The following is a 17175-nucleotide window of genomic DNA, read 5'->3' on the forward strand; positions in this document are numbered from 1 at the left end:
TGTGGTGACCCTGTGGCGCTGCCGTGTGGCACCGGCGCCGCACGGGGCGGGCGGGGCGGGGGTCAATTAGGGTGGCGGGGTGTCTTCCCGCGCCCGTGCCCTGCTGGCCTGCACCGTCCTCGTCCTCGCCCTCCTCGTCACCGCGGCGGTGGCTCCGCTGCCGTACTCGGTCGCGTATCCGGGCGTCACGGCCAACGTCCTCGGCGACGACAAGGGCAAGCCGGTGATCACCATCTCCGGCGCCCCCACCCGCGACACCGGCGGGCAGCTCCGGATGACCTCGATCACCGCCACCGGGCCGGCCGCCTCCATCCACCTGCCGGACGTGGTCCGGGCCTGGTTCCGCACCGACGAGGCGGTGATGCCGCGCGACTCGGTCTACCCGGTGGGCAACAACACCGAGGAGATCGCCGAGCACAACGCGGAGCAGATGAAGCAGTCGCAGGACAGCGCCACCCAGGCCGCCCTGAACCGGCTCGGGAAGTCCCCTAGGGACGTCAAGGTGACCCTGAGCCTGGCCGACATCGGCGGGCCCAGCGCCGGCCTGATGTTCGCGCTGGGCATCGTCGACAAGCTGAACGGCGACGGCGCCGGGCACGACCTGACCGGCGGCCGGACCGTCGCGGGCACCGGCACCATCGACGCCGACGGCGCGGTCGGCGCGGTCGGCGGGGTGGCCCTCAAGACCCAGGCCGCGCACCGCGACGGCGCGACGGTCTTCCTCGTCCCCCGCCAGGAGTGCGCCGACGCGCGCGCCGAGCTCCCCAAGGGGATGCGGTTGATCCCCGTCACCACCCTGGGCGGCGCGGTGGACGCCCTCAAGGCCCTCAACTCCGGCGGTGACGTGCCCAGTTGCACGACCGGCTGAGCCCGGGGCCCTGAGGGCGGGCCGGCTCAGAGGGTCGCGGTGGTCTCCCGGTCGGCGTAGCGGAAGCCGTCGTCGTCGAAGTAGAAGACCGTGACCTTCACCTTTTGGCCCTTGCTGAAGGTGCCCCAGCCCGTCTTGAGCTTCACCTGGGCGGTGTGGTCGGCGTAGTCGCAGACCAGCTTGTCGACCTTGAGCGTGCCGGCCCCGTGCGCGGCAGCCTTCGAGGCGGTGATCTCCTCGGCGTTGGCGACCAGTTGGTGGTTCATGCCGGGGTCGCAGGAGTACGTGACGTCCACCGTCAGGCCCGGTGCGGCCAGCGCGACCTTGTCGATGGCGATCAGGTTGGCCTTGGCCGCGGCCATCGGTGCGGTGGCCAGGACGCCGGCCCCGACCAGGGCGGCGACGGTGGCGGCGCCGGCGAGACGGCGGCGGATGCGGGATGCCTGCATGGGTCGTGCCTTTCCCCCTGTGCGGTCGCGATGGCGCGCGACTGCGATACATGTTCGTTTTCGAGTGACGCACACCCTACGTGATCCCGTGAGGGGTGTGGGCCGTTTTCGGGCCGGGTGCCGCGAACGCCCCTAACCCCCGCCCTCCTTGATGAACCCCTCCTTCACCAGCCACGCCTTGGCGACCTGGTGCGGGTCCTGGCCCTCGACGTCCACCTTGGCGTTGAGCTTCTGGGCGACGGCGTTGTCCAGCGCGGCCGTCACCGGGGCGAGCACCTCGGCGATCTGCGGATGGCTGCGCAGCGCCGCGGCGTTGATCTCCGGCGCCGCGTTGTAGTTGGGGAAGAAGTGCCGGTCGTCCTTGAGCACGATCAGCCCCATCGCCTTGATCCGGCCGTCGGTGGTGAAGACCTCACCGAAGGTGCAGGCCGTCCCCTGCGCCGCCTCGGTGTAGACCACGCCGCCGGTCATCCGCCGGATGTTGCCGGGCGGGATGTTCATGCCGTACGCCTTCGCCATCCCGGGCAGGCCGTCGTTGCGGCTGGCGAACTCGTTCTCCACGCACAGCGTGACCGCGCCCGGGTTCCGCTTCAGCAGCGCGGCGACGTCGGAGAGGGTGCGCACCCCGTACTTCTTCTCGTTGGCGGCGTTCAGCGCCAGCGCGTAGGTGTTGTTCAGCCGGGACGGCGGCAGCCAGACGATGCCGTTGCGCAGGTCGGCGTCGCGTACGGCCTCCCACTGCCGCTGCGGGTCCGGGATCGGCGTGGTGTGCCCGAGGTGGGTGATCCAGCCGGTGCCGGTGTACTCGTACATCCCGTCCGCGGTGCCGGTGCGGACCGCCTCGCGGGCGCCGATGGTGCCCTGGATGTTGGTCTTGTCGATGACGGTGGCGCCGGCCGCCTTGAAGACCAGCCCCATGATCTGCCCCAGGATGATGTTCTCGGTGAACTCCTTGGAGGTGACGGTGAGGTCGGCGTCCTTCAGGGGCAGCCCCCGGCCCACCGTCCCCGGTATGACGTCGTCCGACATCGGACTTCCGCTGACCAGCCCGCAGCCCCCCAGCAGCGCCCCGATGACCAGCAGCGCGACGGCCCCCCGGCGCCTGCGCCCCCTCACGTCTGAACCTCCAACCCGCGCGGCCGCAACAGCAGTTCGGCCAGCGACGCCAGCCACTCGACCAGCAGCGCCAGCGCCACCGTCAGCACCGACCCCAGGACCAGCACCGGCATCCGCTGGGTGATGATCCCCGCCGAGATCAGGTCGCCCAGCCCGCCGCCCCCGCCGAACGTGGCCAGCGTCGCGGTGCCCACGTTCAGCACCAGCGCGGTGCGCACCCCGGCCAGGATCAGCGGGACGGCCAGCGGAAGTTCGACCTTGACGAGCACGCCCAGCGGCGACATCCCGATGCCGCGGGCCGCCTCGGTCAGCGTCGGGTCGATGCCGCGCAGCCCGGCGATGGTGTTGGCCAGCACCGGCAGCACCGCGTAGATCACCATGCCGACGATCGCCGAACCGGCCCCGATACCCAGCCAGATGACCAGCAGCACCAGCAGGCCCAGCGCCGGCACCGCCTGCCCGAGGTTGGCCAGCGCCATCGCCGGCGGGGCGGCCCGGCGCAGCCGCGGCCGGGTCAGCGCGATGCCCAGCGGGATCGCGATCACCAGCACCAACGCCGTGGAGACGGCGGTCAGTTGCAGATGCTGGCGCAGCGCCAGCCACACCTTGCCGTGGTCGACGGCCTGGTGGGCGATCGAGTCCAGCCGCGCGCCGCGGAACCACAGCCAGGTGGTCAGCAGCGCCGCGGTCAGGAAGGCCGGCATGAACGTCCACTTCCGCCAGCCGATCCGGCGACCACCGGGCCCGCCGGCACCGCTCGGCGCCGCTCCCGAGGCCAACTCCCGTTCAGCGGCCGCCGCGTCGCCCGGCAGCGGCGCCCCGCCGGGGCCCTCCGGCGGCCCGTTGCGGCCCCCGCCGGCCGGCGACGCCCCCGGGCTCACGCCCGGCTCCCGGGGCCGCCCTCGGGTCCGCCCGAGCCGCTGCGGCCCTCCAGGTCGCGCTGGGTCCGGTGGGCGCGCAACGCCCGCAACTGGTGCTGGTGTTCCAGCGCCTCCAGCCGGTCCGCCTCCAGCAGTTCGTGGACGTTGTTCATCAGCGTCCCCACGTCGACGACACCGGTGTACTCGCCGCGCCGCCCGGTGACCGCGACCCGGCCCGCGCTGTCGGTCAGCACCGCCTCCAGGGCGTCGCGCAGCGTCGCGTCCCGGGTGACGGTGTCGGTGACCAGCGTCCCGGCCCGGGCCAGCGACTGCTTGGCCAGGGAGAGGTCCGCGCGGCGCAGCCACTTGTACGGGCGGCGGTGGCGGTCCAGCAGCAGCACCTCGTTGGTGCCGCCGTCCCGCAGCAGATCGAAGATCGACTGGAGCGGGTCGTCGAGCTGCGCGGTGGGGAAGTCGACCACCCCCACGTCCCGCACCCGCGTCAGGTTCAGCCGCTTCAGCGCCGCCCCGGCGCCCACGAAGCCGGAGACGAAGTCGTCCGCCGGGTTGGTGAGGATGGCCTCGGGGGTGTCGAACTGGGCGATGTGCGAGCGCTCGCGGAGCACCGCGATCCGGTCGCCCAGCTTGATCGCCTCGTCGAAGTCGTGGGTGACGAAGACGATCGTCTTGTGCAGCTCGTGCTGGAGCCGGATCAGCTCGTCCTGGAGGTGGTCGCGGGTGATCGGGTCCACGGCGCCGAACGGCTCGTCCATCAGCAGCACCGGCGGATCGGCGGCGAGCGCCCTGGCCACCCCGACCCGCTGCTGCTGGCCGCCGGAGAGCTGGCGCGGATAACGGTGCCGGAACTCGCCCGGGTCCAGGCCCACCAGGTCGAGCATCTCCTCGACCCGCTCCCTGGTCCGGGCCGCCGACCAACCGGTCATCTTCGGCACCAGCGCGATGTTCTGCGCCACGGTCATGTGCGGGAAGAGCCCGGACGCCTGGATGGCATAGCCGACCTTGCGGCGCAGCCGGACCGGGTCGATGCCCGTGACGTCCTCGTCGCCGATGCGTATCCGCCCCGACGTCGGCTCGATCAGCCGATTGATCATCTTCAGCGTGGTGGACTTGCCGCAGCCGGACGGCCCGACGAAGACCACCGTCTCGCCGGCCCCGATCTCCATGCTGACGTCCTCCACCGCCGGGGCGGTGCTGCCCGGGTAGACCTTCGTGAGGTTCTCCAACCGGATCGCGGCGCCCGTCGAGGCGGGCGGGCGCGCGCCCTTGGCGCCGCGGTCGCTCCCGTAGGACTCAGGCACGGATCCCCCTGGATATCGTCAGGCGCCCGATCAGGACGTAGCCGGCGTCGAAGAGCAGGGCCAGGACGACGATCCCGAGCGTCCCGGAGAGCACCTGGTTCAGCGCGTTGGCGCTGCCCAGCGAGGCGATCCCGCGGAAGATCTCGTTGCCGAGGCCGGGGCCCGAGGCGAAGGCGGCGACGGCCGCGATGCCCATCAGCATCTGGGTCGCGACGCGGATGCCGGTGAGGATCGGCGGCCAGGCCAGCGGGAGTTCGACCTTGAAGAGCCGGGCGGCCCGCGACATCCCGATGCCCTTGGCCGCGTCCACCAGCGCCGGATCGACCCCGCGCAGCCCCACGATGGCGTTGCGGACCACCGGCAGCAGCCCGTACAGGGTCAGCGCCACGACGGTCGGCGCGACGCCGAGGCCGACGATCGGGATCAGCAGGCCGATCAGGGCCAGGGACGGGATGGTCAGGATCGTCGCGGTGGTCGTCGTGGCCAGCGCGCCGGCCCATTCGCTGCGGTAGGTAGCCACACCGAGCGCGACGCCCAACACCGTCGCGATCACCATGCACTGGAAGACGGCGCTGGCGTGCTGATACGTGTCGGTCAGCAACTGGACGTGCCGGCTGCCGACGTACTCCCAGAAGCTCACTCTCGCCTCCTCGGTCCCTCGCTCAACCCGGACCCGCCCCCGTCGGCGGAGTGCCGCCCGTTACCCGTCGGCGCCGCGCGCCGACTCCCTTCCGGTCACCCGCCCGCGGCCTGTTTCACCAACGGGATGATCCGTAGCGGAACCGGATTTTCCATGACGATGGCCGTGGATGCCCGCACGATGCCATCAAAGCCCACGACCCGGTCGATCACCCGCTGGAGATCGGCGTTCGACCGTGCCACGAGCCTGCAGAGCATGTCCCCGTGTCCGGTCGTTGTATGCAGCTCCAGCACCTCCGGAACGCCCGCCAAGTGGGCCCGCACATCGCTGCCTTGCCCCTGTTTGATCTCCAGGGTCGCGAACGCGGTCACCGGATACCCCAGCGCCGCGGGGTCCACGTCCGGCCCGAAACCCCTGATCACGCCATTCGACTGAAGCCGGTCGAGGCGTGCCTGCACCGTTCCGCGGGCCACCCCGAGCCGGCGCGACGCCTCCAGGACGCCGATCCGCGGCTCACGGGCGAGCAGTTCCAGCAGCGCCCCGTCCAAATGATCGATCGCCACGGCCGAAACCTCCGATTTCGATGGTCATCCTGTACAGAACGCCCGGCGGAACCGGCGCACCGCTATACACAATGCCCAGCAGATGCGCGAACTATTGCGCACCTTGTGGATCGGCGGGACTCTGCCGCCATGGCAGACACCACGATGCACACCCAGCCCACCACCCCGGCCACGGCCCGGCAGGCGGACCCCTTCCCGGTCAAGGGGATGGACGCGGTCGTCTTCGCCGTCGGCAACGCCAAGCAGGCGGCCCACTACTACGCCACCGCCTTCGGCATGAAGCGCGTCGCCTACCAGGGACCGGAGACCGGCAACCGCGAGACGGCCTCCTACGTCCTGGAATCCGGCGGCGCCCGGTTCGTCTTCACCTCCGTGATCAAGCCGACCACCGACTGGGGCCGCTTCCTGGCCGAGCACGTGGCCGCGCACGGCGACGGCGTGATCGACCTGGCCGTCGAGGTGCCGGACGTCCGGGCGGCGTACGCCTACGCCGTCGAGCACGGCGCGACCGGCCTGGAGGAGCCCTACGAGACCAAGGACGAGCACGGCACGGTCGTCCGGGCCGCCATCGCCACCTACGGGCAGACCCGGCACACCCTTGTGGAGCGTTCCGACTACGACGGCCCCTACCTCCCCGGCTTCGTCGCCTCCGAGCCGCTCGTCGCCGCTCCGACGAAACGTTTCTTCCAGGCCATCGACCACTGCGTCGGCAACGTCGAACTCGGCAAGATGGACGAGTGGGTGGCCTTCTACAACAAGGTCATGGGCTTCACCAACATGAAGGAGTTCGTCGGCGACGACATCGCCACCGAGTACTCGGCGCTGATGTCCAAGGTCGTCGCGGACGGCACCAAGAAGGTGAAGTTCCCGCTCAACGAGCCGGCGATCGCCAAGAAGAAGTCCCAGATCGACGAGTACCTGGAGTTCTACGGCGGCCCCGGCGTCCAGCACATCGCGCTGGCCACCAACGACATCGTCGCCTCGGTCCGTCAAATGCGGGCCGCCGGCGTGGAGTTCCTCAACGTTCCCGACGCCTACTACGACACCCTCGGCGAGTGGGTCGGCGAGACCCGCGTCCCGCTCGACGAGCTGCGCGAGCTGAAGATCCTCGCCGACCGGGACGAGGACGGCTACCTGCTCCAGATCTTCACCAAGCCGGTCCAGGACCGCCCGACCGTCTTCTTCGAGATGATCGAGCGGCACGGCTCCCTCGGCTTCGGCAAGGGCAACTTCAAGGCCCTCTTCGAGGCCATCGAGCGCGAACAGGACCGCCGCGGCAACCTCTGACGGTCGCCCGGCCGGCACCGACCCCGGCTGGGGGCATTCGTCTCTTCCGTGGGCCGAACACGATCTTCCGTGCGCGGCCCACGGATGCGACGCTACGGACATGGACCTCATCGAACGCCTGCGCGCCGGGCTCCCCGAGGACGCGCTGCTCACCGACCCCGACGTCACCGACTCCTACGCCCGGGACAACGCCAACTTCTGCGCCGCCGGGACCCCCGCCGCGGTCGTCCTGCCGCGCACCGTCGAGCAGGTCCAGCACGTGATGCGGACCGCCACCGCGCTGCGCGTCCCGGTCGTCCCGCAGGGCGCCCGCACCGGCGTCTCCGGCGCCGCCAACGCCACCGACGGCTGCATCGTCCTCTCCCTGGTCAAGATGGACCGCATCCTGGAGATCGACCCCGTCGACCGGATCGCGGTCGTCGAGCCGGGCGTGATCAACGCCGTCCTGTCCCGCGCGGTCAACGAGCACGGCCTCTACTACCCGCCGGACCCGTCCAGTTGGGAGTCGTGCACCATCGGCGGCAACATCGGCACCGCCGCCGGCGGCCTGTGTTGCGTGAAGTACGGCGTCACCGCCGAGTACGTGCTCGGCCTGGAGGTCGTCCTGGCCGACGGCCGGCTGATCAAGACCGGGCGGCGCACCGCCAAGGGTGTGGCCGGCTACGACCTCACCCGTCTCTTCGTCGGCTCCGAGGGCAGCCTCGGCGTCGTGGTCCGCGCCACCCTGGCACTCAAGCCCGAGCCGCCGCAACAGCTCGCCATGGTCGCCGAGTTCGGGTCGGTGACGGAGGCCGGCGACGCGGTCTGCCGGATCATGGCCGAGGGGCACACCCCCTCCCTCCTGGAGCTCATGGACCGCACCAGCATCCGCGCGGTCAACGCGATGGCCCAGATGGGCCTTCCGGAGACCACCGAGGTGCTGCTGCTGGCCGCCTTCGACACCCCCGATCCGGCCGCCGACCTCGCCGCGGTCGGCGCGCTGTGCGAGGCGGCCGGCGCCACCCAGGTCGTCCCCGCCGACGACGCGGCCGAGTCCGAACTCCTTCTCCAGGCACGCCGGTTGACCTTCCCGGCCCTGGAGAAGATCAAGCCCGCGATGCTCATCGACGACGTCTGCGTGCCCCGCTCGCGGCTCGCCGCGATGCTTGAGGGGGCCGCCGCCATCGCCGAGGAGCACGACCTGACCATCGGCGTCTGCGCGCACGCCGGCGACGGCAACACCCACCCGCTGGTCTGCTTCGACCCCGCCGACCCCGACGAGGAGCGCCGCGCCCGAGAGGCGTTCGACGCCATCATGGCCCTCGGCCTCCGGCTGGGCGGCACCATCACCGGCGAACACGGCGTCGGCGTCCTGAAGAAGGACTGGCTCGCCCGGGAACTCGGCCCGGACGGCGTCGAGTTGCACCGCGGCATCAAGGCGGTCTTCGACCCCTTGGGAATCCTCAACCCCGGCAAACTGTTCTAGGCCCCGAGGGGGCGCCCGCCCCTGTCGTGCCCATGGCTTCGGGCCCCTAGGGGACCCACCCAGGGGCCGTGCCCCTGCCCCCTGCCCCTTCCGCCCGCCCATCCGCCCCCGGGTCAGCCCCAGTTGGGATGAGCCGGGGGCGGAAGGGGTGGAGCCCCTCGCCGCCTGGGCGCCGGGACGGCTACGGTCGTCGCCGTTCGTCCCCGCCCTCGGGAGCCTCGCCAGGGCCGTCCTCTTCGTGATCGTCGTCCGGCACGGGCAGCCGCGCCCCGCGGCTCGTGGCGACCCGGTAGGTGGCGGCCAGCGAGTTCTTCAAGTCTACGGTCAGCAACTGGAGTTCGCCGGGCGTCCAGCGCCGCTCGGTCAGGATTCGCTCCGCCTCCTCGATGAGCACGGCGGCGGCGCCGAGCTGCTCGGCCTCCATCCGGTCGGCCAGCCGGGAGACGTACCCGGTCCCGTCGCCGGGGAGCAGGTAGCACGGGTTCCCGTCCGGGGTCGTCCACGGCAGCAGCCGCGGCGCCTCGTCGGCGTGATCCCTCATGCGGCGACCTCCATGCCCCGGGCGCGCGCCCCGTGGAGGCGGAGCGGGTCGACGTCGACGCCGTGCACGGCCAGCCACAGCGCCCTTCGGCGCCCGCGCCGCAGCCCCTGGCGTTCCTCGACGCCGAGGACGTACGGGCGGACGAGCGGGCTGTCCTCGCCGCGGAGGAGCGTCGGCGGCCGGGCGGGGGAGCGCAGCGGCGGGACGGGCCGCGGCGCGTCGATGCGGTGCGCGGCGACGGCGGGGGTCCCGTCCGCCCGGTGCCGCCCGGCGGCCGGAAGTAACAGCCGCAGCAGCGGCAGGAACAGGCTCGCGATACGGTGCGTCATGTCGTCAACTCCGGTGTAGTTGGTGGCCACGCCCCCGGACCGGTCGCACGGTCGCGGGGGTCTTGCGTGAACGGCAGGTCGCGCCGCCCTCGACCCGTTACGTTGGGTAGGTGCAGCGTTGCTCTGCGGAGTCCCGGGGTGTAATGCCCGGCGCGTGCCACTCGCCTACTGTCACGAAGGGGGAAGCGTGAGTCGACGCAATGCCACGGGGGGAACGGCCGCCACCAACGCCGCCGTGTTCGGGGAGGTGTTGCGGCACTACCGGGAGGCGGCGGGGCTCACCCAGCAGGAACTGGCGGGGAAGATCCCGTGCGACCGGTCGCAGGTGGCGCGTGTCGAGGCGGGCACCCGCGTCCCGCACGGCACCTTCGCCAAGAAGTGCGACGAACTCCTCGCCACGGGCGGGGTCTTGCTGAAGATGTGGGGGAAGATCGACTGGTATCCGGAGGTGGGGCATCCTGATTGGTTCCAGCGTCGGGCCGATATGGATGCGGTGGCGGTCGCCCTGCGCGAGTACCAGAACCAGGTCGTGCCTGGTCTGCTTCAAACGGAGGACTACGCACGGGCGTTGTTCTCCCGCGTCGCCAGCGGTGAGGACGTGGAAGAGCGCGTACGAGCGCGACTGAGCCGACAGCAACGATTCCTGGCCGAGGATGGCCCGCTGTACGTTGCGGTCCTCGACGAAAGCTGCCTGCGCAACGTGGTGGGGAGTTCAGCCGTCATGCGTGACCAGTGCGCGCATCTGCTCGCCGTGGGGCGGCGGCCCAATATCCGCGTACAGGTCGCCCCGGCCCATCTCGCCGAACTTGTCCGCCCCGACACGTCGATGTCGCTGATCAAGCTGCCCGACGGGCGCGAGTGGGTCTACTCGGAATCGCTGAACAGCGGCCATTTCAACGACGATCCGGCCGTCTACGCGCGCCACAGTCAGACCTATGATGTGCTCAGGGCGGACGCCCTGTCTGCTCGGGAGTCTGCTTCGCTGATCAGCGAAGCATTGGAAGGGTACGGGCATCATGGACAGGAACGGCCTCAGCACGGCGACGTGGATCAAGAGCAGCTACAGCGGCGCCAACGGCGGCAACTGCATCGAGGTGGCCCCCGGTTTCCCCGGCGTCGTCCCCGTTCGTGATTCGAAGGACCCGAGCGGTCCCATGCTGATGGTTTCGGCGGGTGGCTGGTCGGCCTTCATCTCGGCGGTAAAGGCGGGAAGTTGACCGCCTGAGAGTCGGTAAGCGGCTGCGGCACCCCAGAGGGAAGGGCATCGCGCCATGGACGCGCACGAGTTGAACTCCACGACCTGGATCAAGAGCAGCTACAGCGACGACAACGGCGGCAACTGCGTCGAGGCGGCCCCCGGCTCCCCCGGAGTCGTCCCCGTTCGTGACAGCAAGGTCCCGCAGGGGCCGGAGTTGCGTTTCCCGGCGCTCGGTTGGGCCTCGTTCGTCGCCGCGGTCAAGGGCGGCGCGTTCACCGGCTGAGGGGGACGGCGGGTCACCCGCCGTCCCCCTCGCTACGCCGAGACCGTCAGGTCATCCCTGAAGCGACCCCGGTGACTGGGGTGACTGGGGTGACTGGGGGAACTCGCCGGGATAGCCCGGGCGTTCGATGCCGTGACATTGGCGGCCGTCGACCCGGTCCGGCAGTTGGGCGAAGCCGGAGGACGGGCGGGACGCCTCGCAGACCACCGCCTCGCGTGGGCTCTCGATGACGAAGGGTCCGTAGATGGGGCCCTCGTGCGGGGCGCTGTTGAACGCCTCGCAATGGTGGCCCACGGCGTGGGGCAGGTCGTGGGTCTCCAGTAGCACGCACCGGTAGAGGGGCACCGGTTCCTGCTGCGGCTGTGCGGCGCTCGCGGTCGCCGGCACCGCGCCGGCCAGCGCGAGCACTCCCGCGACGGCCGCCGTCAGCCGGCCCGCCGTCGTCCAGACCCGTCGTGCCTTCATGCCAAGTCCTCCTGGTGTGGTGGTGTGGTGGAACGTGGAACACGGGACGTACCGGAACGCCACGAGGGGCGCGCTCTTCGCGCCGGGGCTCGTCCGCCGGGGTCGCGCGGCGCGGGCAAGTGCCCGTCGTCGCAACGGCGTTGCGTTCCGGGGCGCGCCCGCATCCGGTGAGCCGGGGCGGGCGCGGCCGTAGATGAGTGCACCCAACCGCGCCCCCGACCCGCCAGTGGCTCCCGTCGTCGTCACCCGTTGGCGTGGCTACGCCACCCGCGGTGGTGAAAGTGCGGCGCGGGCCCGCGCACGCCCCCGATGCGCGCTCCGGCGACCGCCGTTGGGGGCGTCGGCGTGCGGTCACGCGGTCGCCGCCCGGGCGGTTTTCGGAACCCCGCGGACGGCTCGGGGAAGGCCGTGCACACCCGTCCCGCCCGGGCCGCCTAGGCTTCTGCCATGGACACCACACTCTCCGCCCTGGCCGTCTTGGTGCTGGCCGTCGCCGTGCTCGCGACCTCCTTCGACCGCCGTACCAAGCCCTTGGAGCGGCGGTTGGCGCGGCTGGAGCAGAAGGTGGATCTGCTGATGGCGCACCTGGAGGTGGCGGAGCCGGCGGAGCCGCGCATGGCCGAAGTGGACGCGTTGCTCGCCGAGGGGAAGACGATCCACGCGATCAAGGTGTACCGGGAGGCGACCGGCGCGGGGCTGGCGGAGGCCAAGGAAGCGGTCGAGCGCCGGATGCGGTGAGGCCGCGACGGGCCGACGATGGCCGGGAGGGCCCGGGACGTGGCCCGGCCCATCCATGCGCAGCAGGGAGCGAGCGCCGATGTCAGCGAACGGAACGACCCGAGCGGATGCGAAAGCCTCAAGCGACGGGTACGAGGACCTCTACGACGTCATCGTGTTGGGCGGCGGGCCGACCGGCGAGAACCTCGCCGACCGGGTGCACGCCGCCGGTCTGAGCGCGGTGCTGGTGGAGCACGAACTCGTGGGCGGGGAGTGCTCGTACTGGGCGTGCATGCCCAGTAAGGCGCTGCTGCGGCCGGTGGTGGCGCGGTCCGAGGCGCGCCGGGTGCCGGGGGTGCCGGAGGCGGTCGACGGGCCGCTGGACGCGCCGGCCGTGCTCGCCCACCGTGACGCGTTCGCCTCGTACTGGAAGGACGACGGGCAGGTCCGCTGGCTGGACGGGGCCGGCATCGACCTGGTGCGCGGCCGGGGACGGCTCGCCGGGCCGCGCAAGGTGGTCGTCGACGGCGGGCGGACGCTGCACGCGCGGCACGCGGTCGCGGTGTGCACCGGCAGCCGCCCGGTGCTGCCGGACGTGCCCGGGTTGGTCGAGGCGAAGCCGTGGACGAGCCGCGACGCCACCAGCTCCGGGAGCGTGCCGGGGCGGCTGGTGATCGTCGGTGGTGGCGTGGTGGGCGTCGAAATGGCCACCGCCTGGCGGGCGTTGGGGGCCTCGGTGACGCTCCTGGTGCGCGGGGACGGGCTGTTGCCCCGTATGGAACCGTTCGCGGGCCACCTGGTCGCGGAGGCGCTCGCCGAGGCGGGGGTGTTCCTGCGGACCGGGGTGGAGGTGCGCGAGGTGCGCCGGGAGGCGCCGGGCGGGCCGGTCACCGTGCTGCTGGACGGCGCGGGGGGCGGGGAGATCGTCGCCGACGAGTTGTTGATCGCCACGGGGCGGGCGCCGCGTACGGAGGACCTGGGGTTGGAGACCGTCGGCCTGACGCCGGGCGGTTGGCTGGAGGTGGACGACACCCTGCGGGTGACCGGCGTGCCCGGCGGCTGGCTCTACGGCGCCGGCGACGTCAACCACCGTGCCCTCCTCACCCATCAGGGCAAGTACCAGGCCCGGATCGCCGGCGCCGCGATCGCCGCCCGGGCCCGCGGGGTCCCGCTGCTGGAGACCGACCGCTGGGGCGCGCACACCGCCAGCGCGGACCGGCACGCCGTCCCGCAGGTCGTCTTCACCGACCCCGAGGCCGCCTCGGTGGGCCTGACCGCGGCGGAGGCGGAGCGCGCCGGCCACCGGGTCCGGGTCGTCGACCACGACCTGGGCGCGGTGGCCGGGGCGTCCCTGTACGCCGACGGCTACCGCGGCCGGGCCCGGATGGTCGTCGACCTGGACCGGGAGGTGCTGCTGGGCGCCACCTTCGTCGGTCCCGGGGTCGGTGAACTGCTGCACGCGGCGACCGTCGCGGTCGCCGGTGAGGTGCCCGTGGAACGCCTCTGGCACGCGGTTCCCGCCTACCCGACGATCAGCGAGGTGTGGCTGCGGCTGCTGGAGGCGTACCGCGACGAGGGGGCGTAACTCCCCGGCGCGGCGGGCGCTCGGTGGGAAGGGACGGGGGGCCACCGCTCACGCCCCCGGTTCGGGTGATTCGTCCGACGGCCAGGCGCCGCCCGGACCGGCGTCGTCCCGGGACGTCAGGGCGAGCAGCGCGTTCAGCCCTTTGTCGATGCCTAGGTGGGTGCTCTCCGTGCCCGGCGGGACGATCCGCAGGGTGCGCTCCAACCAGGCCGACACCGCGGCGGCCGGCGCCTCCAACAGGGCGTCCCCGTCGGGCGAGGTGAGCGCCATGCAGACCAGGCTGCGACCGTTCAGCTTCGTCGGCCAGACCCGGACGTCGCCCTCGCCGGACGGTCGGAAGACGCCCTCGACGAGCAACTCCCGGGCGAACGTCCAGTGGACGGGGCAGTCCGACCCGACGTGGAAGGCGATGTGGACGGCATAGGGGTCATCGGTCCGGTACGTCAGTCGCGCCGGGACCGGGATGGAGCGCTCCGGCGACAGCACCAGGCCCAGTTCCAACTCTCGTTCCACCACTGTGTTCATTGCTTTCCGCCTCTCTCCGAACTTCCTCGCGCGGGTCCGTGTGCGGGCCCGCGCAAGGAGAGAGCGGCCGGCGGCCGGACTCTTACACGACTTCGGAGAAATTTTTTTCCGCGCCCATCTCCCGCTTCCGCGGCGGCTGTCGGGGCAGGGGAGGAACACGGTTACGACGCGGGGCCCGATGGATATGGGCGCCGCGTTGCGGCAGACTGCCCCCGACATTCACCAAGCCGAGAACAGATACGGGACTTCGGACATGAGCTCCCCCACCGCAGGATCCGCCGGCGGCAACCCCACGCCAGGCTTCTACCCGGACCCGTCCATCCCCGGCTACATCCGCTACTGGAACGGCGCCGCGTGGGTCCCGGGCACCAGCCGTCCGGCCCCTGCCGAGGGCGAGCCGATGCCGGCGCCGCCGCCCGGCGTGGCCCCGGTGACGCCCGCGCCGGCCGCCGTCGAGGAGACCGGCCCGGTCTTCCTGGACGACGCGGCGGCGACCGGTCCCGGTGCCGCGACGCCGCCCGGGGCCGCCGGCACCGGCCAGGACGGGGCGCCCTCTTGGCACGCCGACGCCTCCCGGCAGGCCGGCTTCGGCGAGGACGGCCGAATCTCCTGGGGCCCGGCCGGGCAGGCCCCCGCGGGCGCCCAGGCCGGCGGTCCCGGGGCCGGGCTCCCGCCGCAGCGCGCCGCGGAGCCCGAGGAGGCCGCGGGCGCCGGCGCGGCCGCGCTCCCGGCGGACGTCCCGGCCGACGGGACGGTCGCGTTCCGCACCGGCGCCCCGGCGGCCGGCCGCGGCTCCGGCGACCAGGGGACCACCGCGTTCCGCGCCGTCCGGCCCGGCCAGGCACCCGCCGCTGACCAGGGCACCACCGCCTTCCGCGCGGTCCGCCCGGAGGCCGCCGAGGGCCCCCGGCCCGCCGCCAAGAACGAGACGATGGCCTTCCGGCTCCCGTCGGTGGGCAAGCAGCCCCAGGCCGGCGGCGCACCGCAATCCCTGCCGTCCACCGGGGCGCCGGCCCCGCAGGGCCCCCAGGCACCCCGTCCGCCGGCCGCCCAGCAGCCCCCGGCCACCCCGGCGCCCGCGCCCGGCCCGCCGCCGCAGGGCGGCCCCGCCGGCGACGACGGCGTCATCCCCTGGAAGCCGCCGACCGCCGACGTCTTCTTCGCCGCCGCGCAGGCCGCGCAGGGCCATCCGGCCGCGCTGGGGCGGCGGTTGGCGGCCCGGCTGATCGACACCCTGGTGCTGGCCGTGGTCGCCCTCGCGGTGGCGCAGCCGCTGTGGTCCACGGTCACCGACCACCTCGACGCCAAGGTCGAGGCGGCCAGGCAGTCCGGCCATCAAGTGACGGTCTATCTGGTCGACGGCACCACCGCCCCCGTCTTCCTGACGATCCTGGCCGTCGTCCTGATCGGCGGCGGCCTCTACGAGGTGCTGCCGACCCTCAAGTGGGGCCGCACGCTCGGCAAGAAGCTGTGCGGCGTGCGGGTGTTGGACATCGAGAGCCACGACACCCCGGAGCCGATGCAGGCCGTCAAGCGCTGGCTGGTCTACGGCGTGCTCGGCGTCGCGGTGGTCGGCGTCGTCAACGCCCTGTGGTGCCTGGTCGACAAGCCCTGGCGGCAGTGCTGGCACGACAAGGTGGCCCGCACCTTCGTCGCCGCCGACCGGGCGTCCGACTGACCGTCACCCCCGCGTTCCCGGGCCGTCACCCGCCCTGACGGCCCGGGTACCCCGATCGGACGCCGGCGGATGCGACGCCCGGCCGCAGGCGGTCGACTCGGGCCATGAGCACCGACCAGCCCCGCCCCGGCCCCGGCGAACCGCCGGAGAACGACCCGTTCCAGAAGCAGCCGCCCGAGCCCGGCGCGGGCGGAGCCCCGCACGACGCCGGCCCGGGCGAGGGCGCCGGCACCCCGCCACCGGGCGGCCCCCCACCCCCCGGAGGCCCGCCGCCCCCGGGAGCAGGACCGCCACCGTCCTACGGGGGCGGCCCCTACGGCGGCCCCTCGGCGGGCGGCCCCTACGGCGCGGGGGAGTACGGGGCCGACCCCCTGGCGGGGATGCCGCCGTTGGCCCACCGCGGCAAGCGCCTCCTGGCCCGGATCATCGACGCGATCCTCATCGGCGTCCCGGTCACCCTGATCATGAACGCGATCGTCGGCTGGGTGGACTACTTCAGCACCAGCAACGTGGAGACCAGCAAGCAGGCGACGGTGTCCGGCGTGACGATGCTGGTCTACCTGATCTACGAGGGGCTGATGCTGACCGCCCGCGGCCAGACGGTCGGCAAGATGGCGATGCGGATCCGCGTCGCGATGCTCGCCGACGGCGCCATCCCGACGCCGGTGGCCGGGTGGACCCGGGCCGCGGTCTACACCCTGCCGGAGATCATCCCCTGCTGCGGCTTCATCTTCTGGCTGATCAACGTGTTGTGGTGCACCTGGGACAAGCCGTACCAGCAGTGCCTGCACGACAAGGCGGCCCGGACCGTGGTGGTGGCCACGGACTGAGGGTGAGGGTCCGTCGGGGGCTCAGCGGGTGCGCCCGCCGACCCGGGCGCCGGTCCGCTGTCGCGGCAGCCGCCCGCCCGCGGTCGGCACGGCCCGCAGCGGGGCCCGGTCGCGGGCCGGGGCCTTGGCGCCGCCCCGGCGCACCACCCGCGACATCCCCGGCATCGGCACCGTCATCGCGACCAGCAGCCCCAGCCCGAGGCCGGCCAGTGCGATGACCGCGACCCCGATCCCGGTCTGCGTCTGCGAGAGCAGCAGCATCGCGAGGGTGGAGAGGAAGACGGTGGCCGAACCGTAGACGAGCTGGGTGGCGGTCGGACGAGGCATGGCGGATTCCGTCCTCAAAAAGGGGCGACAGAAGGGTAGTTGTGGGCGTCGGGCGAGCGACGGTGTGCCAACGGGCGAGCCTACGGTTCCTTGTGCCCGAGCGGAACGGCGGGTAAGCGTGGCCTAACCC

21 protein-coding genes are annotated in these 17175 nt (G+C 72.6%); 10 read left to right on the forward strand and 11 right to left on the reverse strand.

Annotation, left to right across the window (positions count from 1 at the left end; translation table 11 throughout):
• The first annotated feature begins 79 nt into the window (after positions 1-79).
• Complete coding sequence (locus PV796_RS24265) at positions 80-868, forward strand: S16 family serine protease (RefSeq protein ID WP_274915483.1); 789 nt, start codon at positions 80-82, stop codon at positions 866-868.
• Between the two features lie 26 nt (positions 869-894).
• On the opposite strand, the gene PV796_RS24270 is transcribed toward PV796_RS24265, so the two are convergent.
• The 6 genes from PV796_RS24270 to PV796_RS24295 form a co-directional block, all read right to left on the reverse strand.
• Positions 895-1317, reverse strand: a complete 423-nt coding sequence (locus PV796_RS24270; protein ID WP_274915484.1) for a hypothetical protein — start codon at positions 1315-1317, stop codon at positions 895-897.
• A 132-nt stretch (positions 1318-1449) separates the two neighbouring features.
• Positions 1450-2346, reverse strand: coding sequence for a glycine betaine ABC transporter substrate-binding protein (locus PV796_RS24275; protein WP_274919213.1), 897 nt, complete (start codon positions 2344-2346; stop codon positions 1450-1452).
• Positions 2347-2429: 83 nt separating this feature from the next.
• Complete coding sequence (locus PV796_RS24280; protein WP_446750626.1) at positions 2430-3314, reverse strand: ABC transporter permease; 885 nt, start codon at positions 3312-3314, stop codon at positions 2430-2432.
• The gene (locus PV796_RS24285; RefSeq protein WP_274915485.1) at positions 3311-4612 is read right to left on the reverse strand and encodes a betaine/proline/choline family ABC transporter ATP-binding protein; all 1302 of its coding nucleotides are present in this window, start codon (positions 4610-4612) and stop codon (positions 3311-3313) included. The genes PV796_RS24280 and PV796_RS24285 overlap by 4 nt, the downstream gene beginning before the upstream one ends.
• Positions 4605-5252 (reverse strand): ABC transporter permease, encoded by a 648-nt coding sequence (locus PV796_RS24290; RefSeq protein WP_274915486.1) that lies wholly within the window; start codon positions 5250-5252, stop codon positions 4605-4607. Before PV796_RS24290 ends, PV796_RS24285 begins: the two co-directional genes overlap by 8 nt.
• A 95-nt stretch (positions 5253-5347) precedes the next feature.
• The gene (locus tag PV796_RS24295; protein ID WP_274915487.1) at positions 5348-5815 is read right to left on the reverse strand and encodes an Lrp/AsnC family transcriptional regulator; all 468 of its coding nucleotides are present in this window, start codon (positions 5813-5815) and stop codon (positions 5348-5350) included.
• Between the two features lie 129 nt (positions 5816-5944).
• Here PV796_RS24295 and hppD point away from each other — a divergent pair, with 129 nt between their 5' ends.
• Both hppD and PV796_RS24305 read left to right on the forward strand, forming a co-directional pair.
• The gene (gene hppD / locus PV796_RS24300; RefSeq protein WP_274915488.1) at positions 5945-7102 is read left to right on the forward strand and encodes a 4-hydroxyphenylpyruvate dioxygenase; all 1158 of its coding nucleotides are present in this window, start codon (positions 5945-5947) and stop codon (positions 7100-7102) included.
• Between the two features lie 100 nt (positions 7103-7202).
• Positions 7203-8567: an FAD-binding oxidoreductase gene (locus PV796_RS24305; protein ID WP_274915489.1), complete on the forward strand. Its 1365-nt coding sequence runs from the start codon at positions 7203-7205 to the stop codon at positions 8565-8567.
• A gap of 181 nt (positions 8568-8748) precedes the next feature.
• On the opposite strand, the gene PV796_RS24310 is transcribed toward PV796_RS24305, so the two are convergent.
• Complete coding sequence (locus PV796_RS24310) at positions 8749-9108, reverse strand: hypothetical protein (protein ID WP_274915491.1); 360 nt, start codon at positions 9106-9108, stop codon at positions 8749-8751.
• A complete protein-coding gene (locus PV796_RS24315) occupies positions 9105-9437 on the reverse strand; it encodes a hypothetical protein (RefSeq protein WP_274915492.1) in 333 nt (110 codons plus the stop codon). The genes PV796_RS24310 and PV796_RS24315 overlap by 4 nt, the downstream gene beginning before the upstream one ends.
• Positions 9438-9624: 187 nt before the next feature.
• Here PV796_RS24315 and PV796_RS24320 point away from each other — a divergent pair, with 187 nt between their 5' ends.
• Genes PV796_RS24320 through PV796_RS24330 form a run of 3 tightly spaced genes read left to right on the forward strand, consistent with a single transcriptional unit; the run spans position 9625 to position 10918 of the window.
• Positions 9625-10569, forward strand: coding sequence for a helix-turn-helix domain-containing protein (locus PV796_RS24320; protein WP_274915493.1), 945 nt, complete (start codon positions 9625-9627; stop codon positions 10567-10569).
• Positions 10532-10654, forward strand: a complete 123-nt coding sequence (locus PV796_RS24325; protein WP_274915494.1) for a DUF397 domain-containing protein — start codon at positions 10532-10534, stop codon at positions 10652-10654. The genes PV796_RS24320 and PV796_RS24325 overlap by 38 nt, the downstream gene beginning before the upstream one ends.
• A gap of 54 nt (positions 10655-10708) precedes the next feature.
• On the forward strand, positions 10709-10918 hold the full coding sequence (locus tag PV796_RS24330; RefSeq protein ID WP_274915495.1) for a DUF397 domain-containing protein: 210 nt from the start codon (positions 10709-10711) through the stop codon (positions 10916-10918).
• A 51-nt stretch (positions 10919-10969) separates the two neighbouring features.
• Here PV796_RS24330 and PV796_RS24335 read toward each other — a convergent pair whose 3' ends face one another.
• Entirely contained in the window at positions 10970-11383 is a 414-nt protein-coding gene (locus PV796_RS24335) for a hypothetical protein (RefSeq protein ID WP_274915496.1), read from the reverse strand.
• A 447-nt stretch (positions 11384-11830) separates the two neighbouring features.
• On the opposite strand from PV796_RS24335, the gene PV796_RS24340 reads away from it, so the two are divergent.
• Both PV796_RS24340 and PV796_RS24345 read left to right on the forward strand, forming a co-directional pair.
• Entirely contained in the window at positions 11831-12121 is a 291-nt protein-coding gene (locus PV796_RS24340; RefSeq protein ID WP_274915497.1) for a hypothetical protein, read from the forward strand.
• Positions 12122-12200: 79 nt separating this feature from the next.
• Positions 12201-13685, forward strand: coding sequence for a dihydrolipoyl dehydrogenase family protein (locus PV796_RS24345; RefSeq protein ID WP_274915498.1), 1485 nt, complete (start codon positions 12201-12203; stop codon positions 13683-13685).
• A 48-nt stretch (positions 13686-13733) separates the two neighbouring features.
• Here PV796_RS24345 and PV796_RS24350 read toward each other — a convergent pair whose 3' ends face one another.
• Positions 13734-14210, reverse strand: coding sequence for an SsgA family sporulation/cell division regulator (locus PV796_RS24350; protein WP_274915499.1), 477 nt, complete (start codon positions 14208-14210; stop codon positions 13734-13736).
• 253 nt (positions 14211-14463) lie between these two features.
• On the opposite strand from PV796_RS24350, the gene PV796_RS24355 reads away from it, so the two are divergent.
• Complete coding sequence (locus PV796_RS24355; protein WP_274915500.1) at positions 14464-15888, forward strand: RDD family protein; 1425 nt, start codon at positions 14464-14466, stop codon at positions 15886-15888.
• A gap of 104 nt (positions 15889-15992) precedes the next feature.
• Positions 15993-16718, forward strand: coding sequence for an RDD family protein (locus tag PV796_RS24360; RefSeq protein WP_274915501.1), 726 nt, complete (start codon positions 15993-15995; stop codon positions 16716-16718).
• Positions 16719-16739: 21 nt separating this feature from the next.
• On the opposite strand, the gene PV796_RS24365 is transcribed toward PV796_RS24360, so the two are convergent.
• A complete protein-coding gene (locus tag PV796_RS24365; RefSeq protein WP_274915502.1) occupies positions 16740-17045 on the reverse strand; it encodes a hypothetical protein in 306 nt (101 codons plus the stop codon).
• Positions 17046-17175 lie beyond the last annotated feature (130 nt).

Source organism: Streptomyces sp. WZ-12 (assembly GCF_028898845.1).
In the GTDB taxonomy this organism is placed as follows: Bacteria; Actinomycetota; Actinomycetes; order Streptomycetales; family Streptomycetaceae; genus Streptomyces.

What these genes read in the sequence shown, in the direction of transcription:
- PV796_RS24270 (WP_274915484.1), bottom strand. Translation starts at nt 1,317, where the DNA reads ATGCAGGCATCCCGCATCCGCCGCCGTCTCGCCGGCGCCGCCACCGTC.
- PV796_RS24275 (WP_274919213.1), bottom strand. Translation starts at nt 2,346, where the DNA reads ATGTCGGACGACGTCATACCGGGGACGGTGGGCCGGGGGCTGCCCCTG.
- hppD (WP_274915488.1), top strand. Translation starts at nt 5,945, where the DNA reads ATGGCAGACACCACGATGCACACCCAGCCCACCACCCCGGCCACGGCC.
- PV796_RS24305 (WP_274915489.1), top strand. Translation starts at nt 7,203, where the DNA reads ATGGACCTCATCGAACGCCTGCGCGCCGGGCTCCCCGAGGACGCGCTG.
- PV796_RS24310 (WP_274915491.1), bottom strand. Translation starts at nt 9,108, where the DNA reads ATGAGGGATCACGCCGACGAGGCGCCGCGGCTGCTGCCGTGGACGACC.
- PV796_RS24315 (WP_274915492.1), bottom strand. Translation starts at nt 9,437, where the DNA reads ATGACGCACCGTATCGCGAGCCTGTTCCTGCCGCTGCTGCGGCTGTTA.
- PV796_RS24330 (WP_274915495.1), top strand. Translation starts at nt 10,709, where the DNA reads ATGGACGCGCACGAGTTGAACTCCACGACCTGGATCAAGAGCAGCTAC.
- PV796_RS24335 (WP_274915496.1), bottom strand. Translation starts at nt 11,383, where the DNA reads ATGAAGGCACGACGGGTCTGGACGACGGCGGGCCGGCTGACGGCGGCC.
- PV796_RS24340 (WP_274915497.1), top strand. Translation starts at nt 11,831, where the DNA reads ATGGACACCACACTCTCCGCCCTGGCCGTCTTGGTGCTGGCCGTCGCC.
- PV796_RS24345 (WP_274915498.1), top strand. Translation starts at nt 12,201, where the DNA reads ATGTCAGCGAACGGAACGACCCGAGCGGATGCGAAAGCCTCAAGCGAC.
- PV796_RS24350 (WP_274915499.1), bottom strand. Translation starts at nt 14,210, where the DNA reads ATGAACACAGTGGTGGAACGAGAGTTGGAACTGGGCCTGGTGCTGTCG.
- PV796_RS24355 (WP_274915500.1), top strand. Translation starts at nt 14,464, where the DNA reads ATGAGCTCCCCCACCGCAGGATCCGCCGGCGGCAACCCCACGCCAGGC.
- PV796_RS24360 (WP_274915501.1), top strand. Translation starts at nt 15,993, where the DNA reads ATGAGCACCGACCAGCCCCGCCCCGGCCCCGGCGAACCGCCGGAGAAC.
- PV796_RS24365 (WP_274915502.1), bottom strand. Translation starts at nt 17,045, where the DNA reads ATGCCTCGTCCGACCGCCACCCAGCTCGTCTACGGTTCGGCCACCGTC.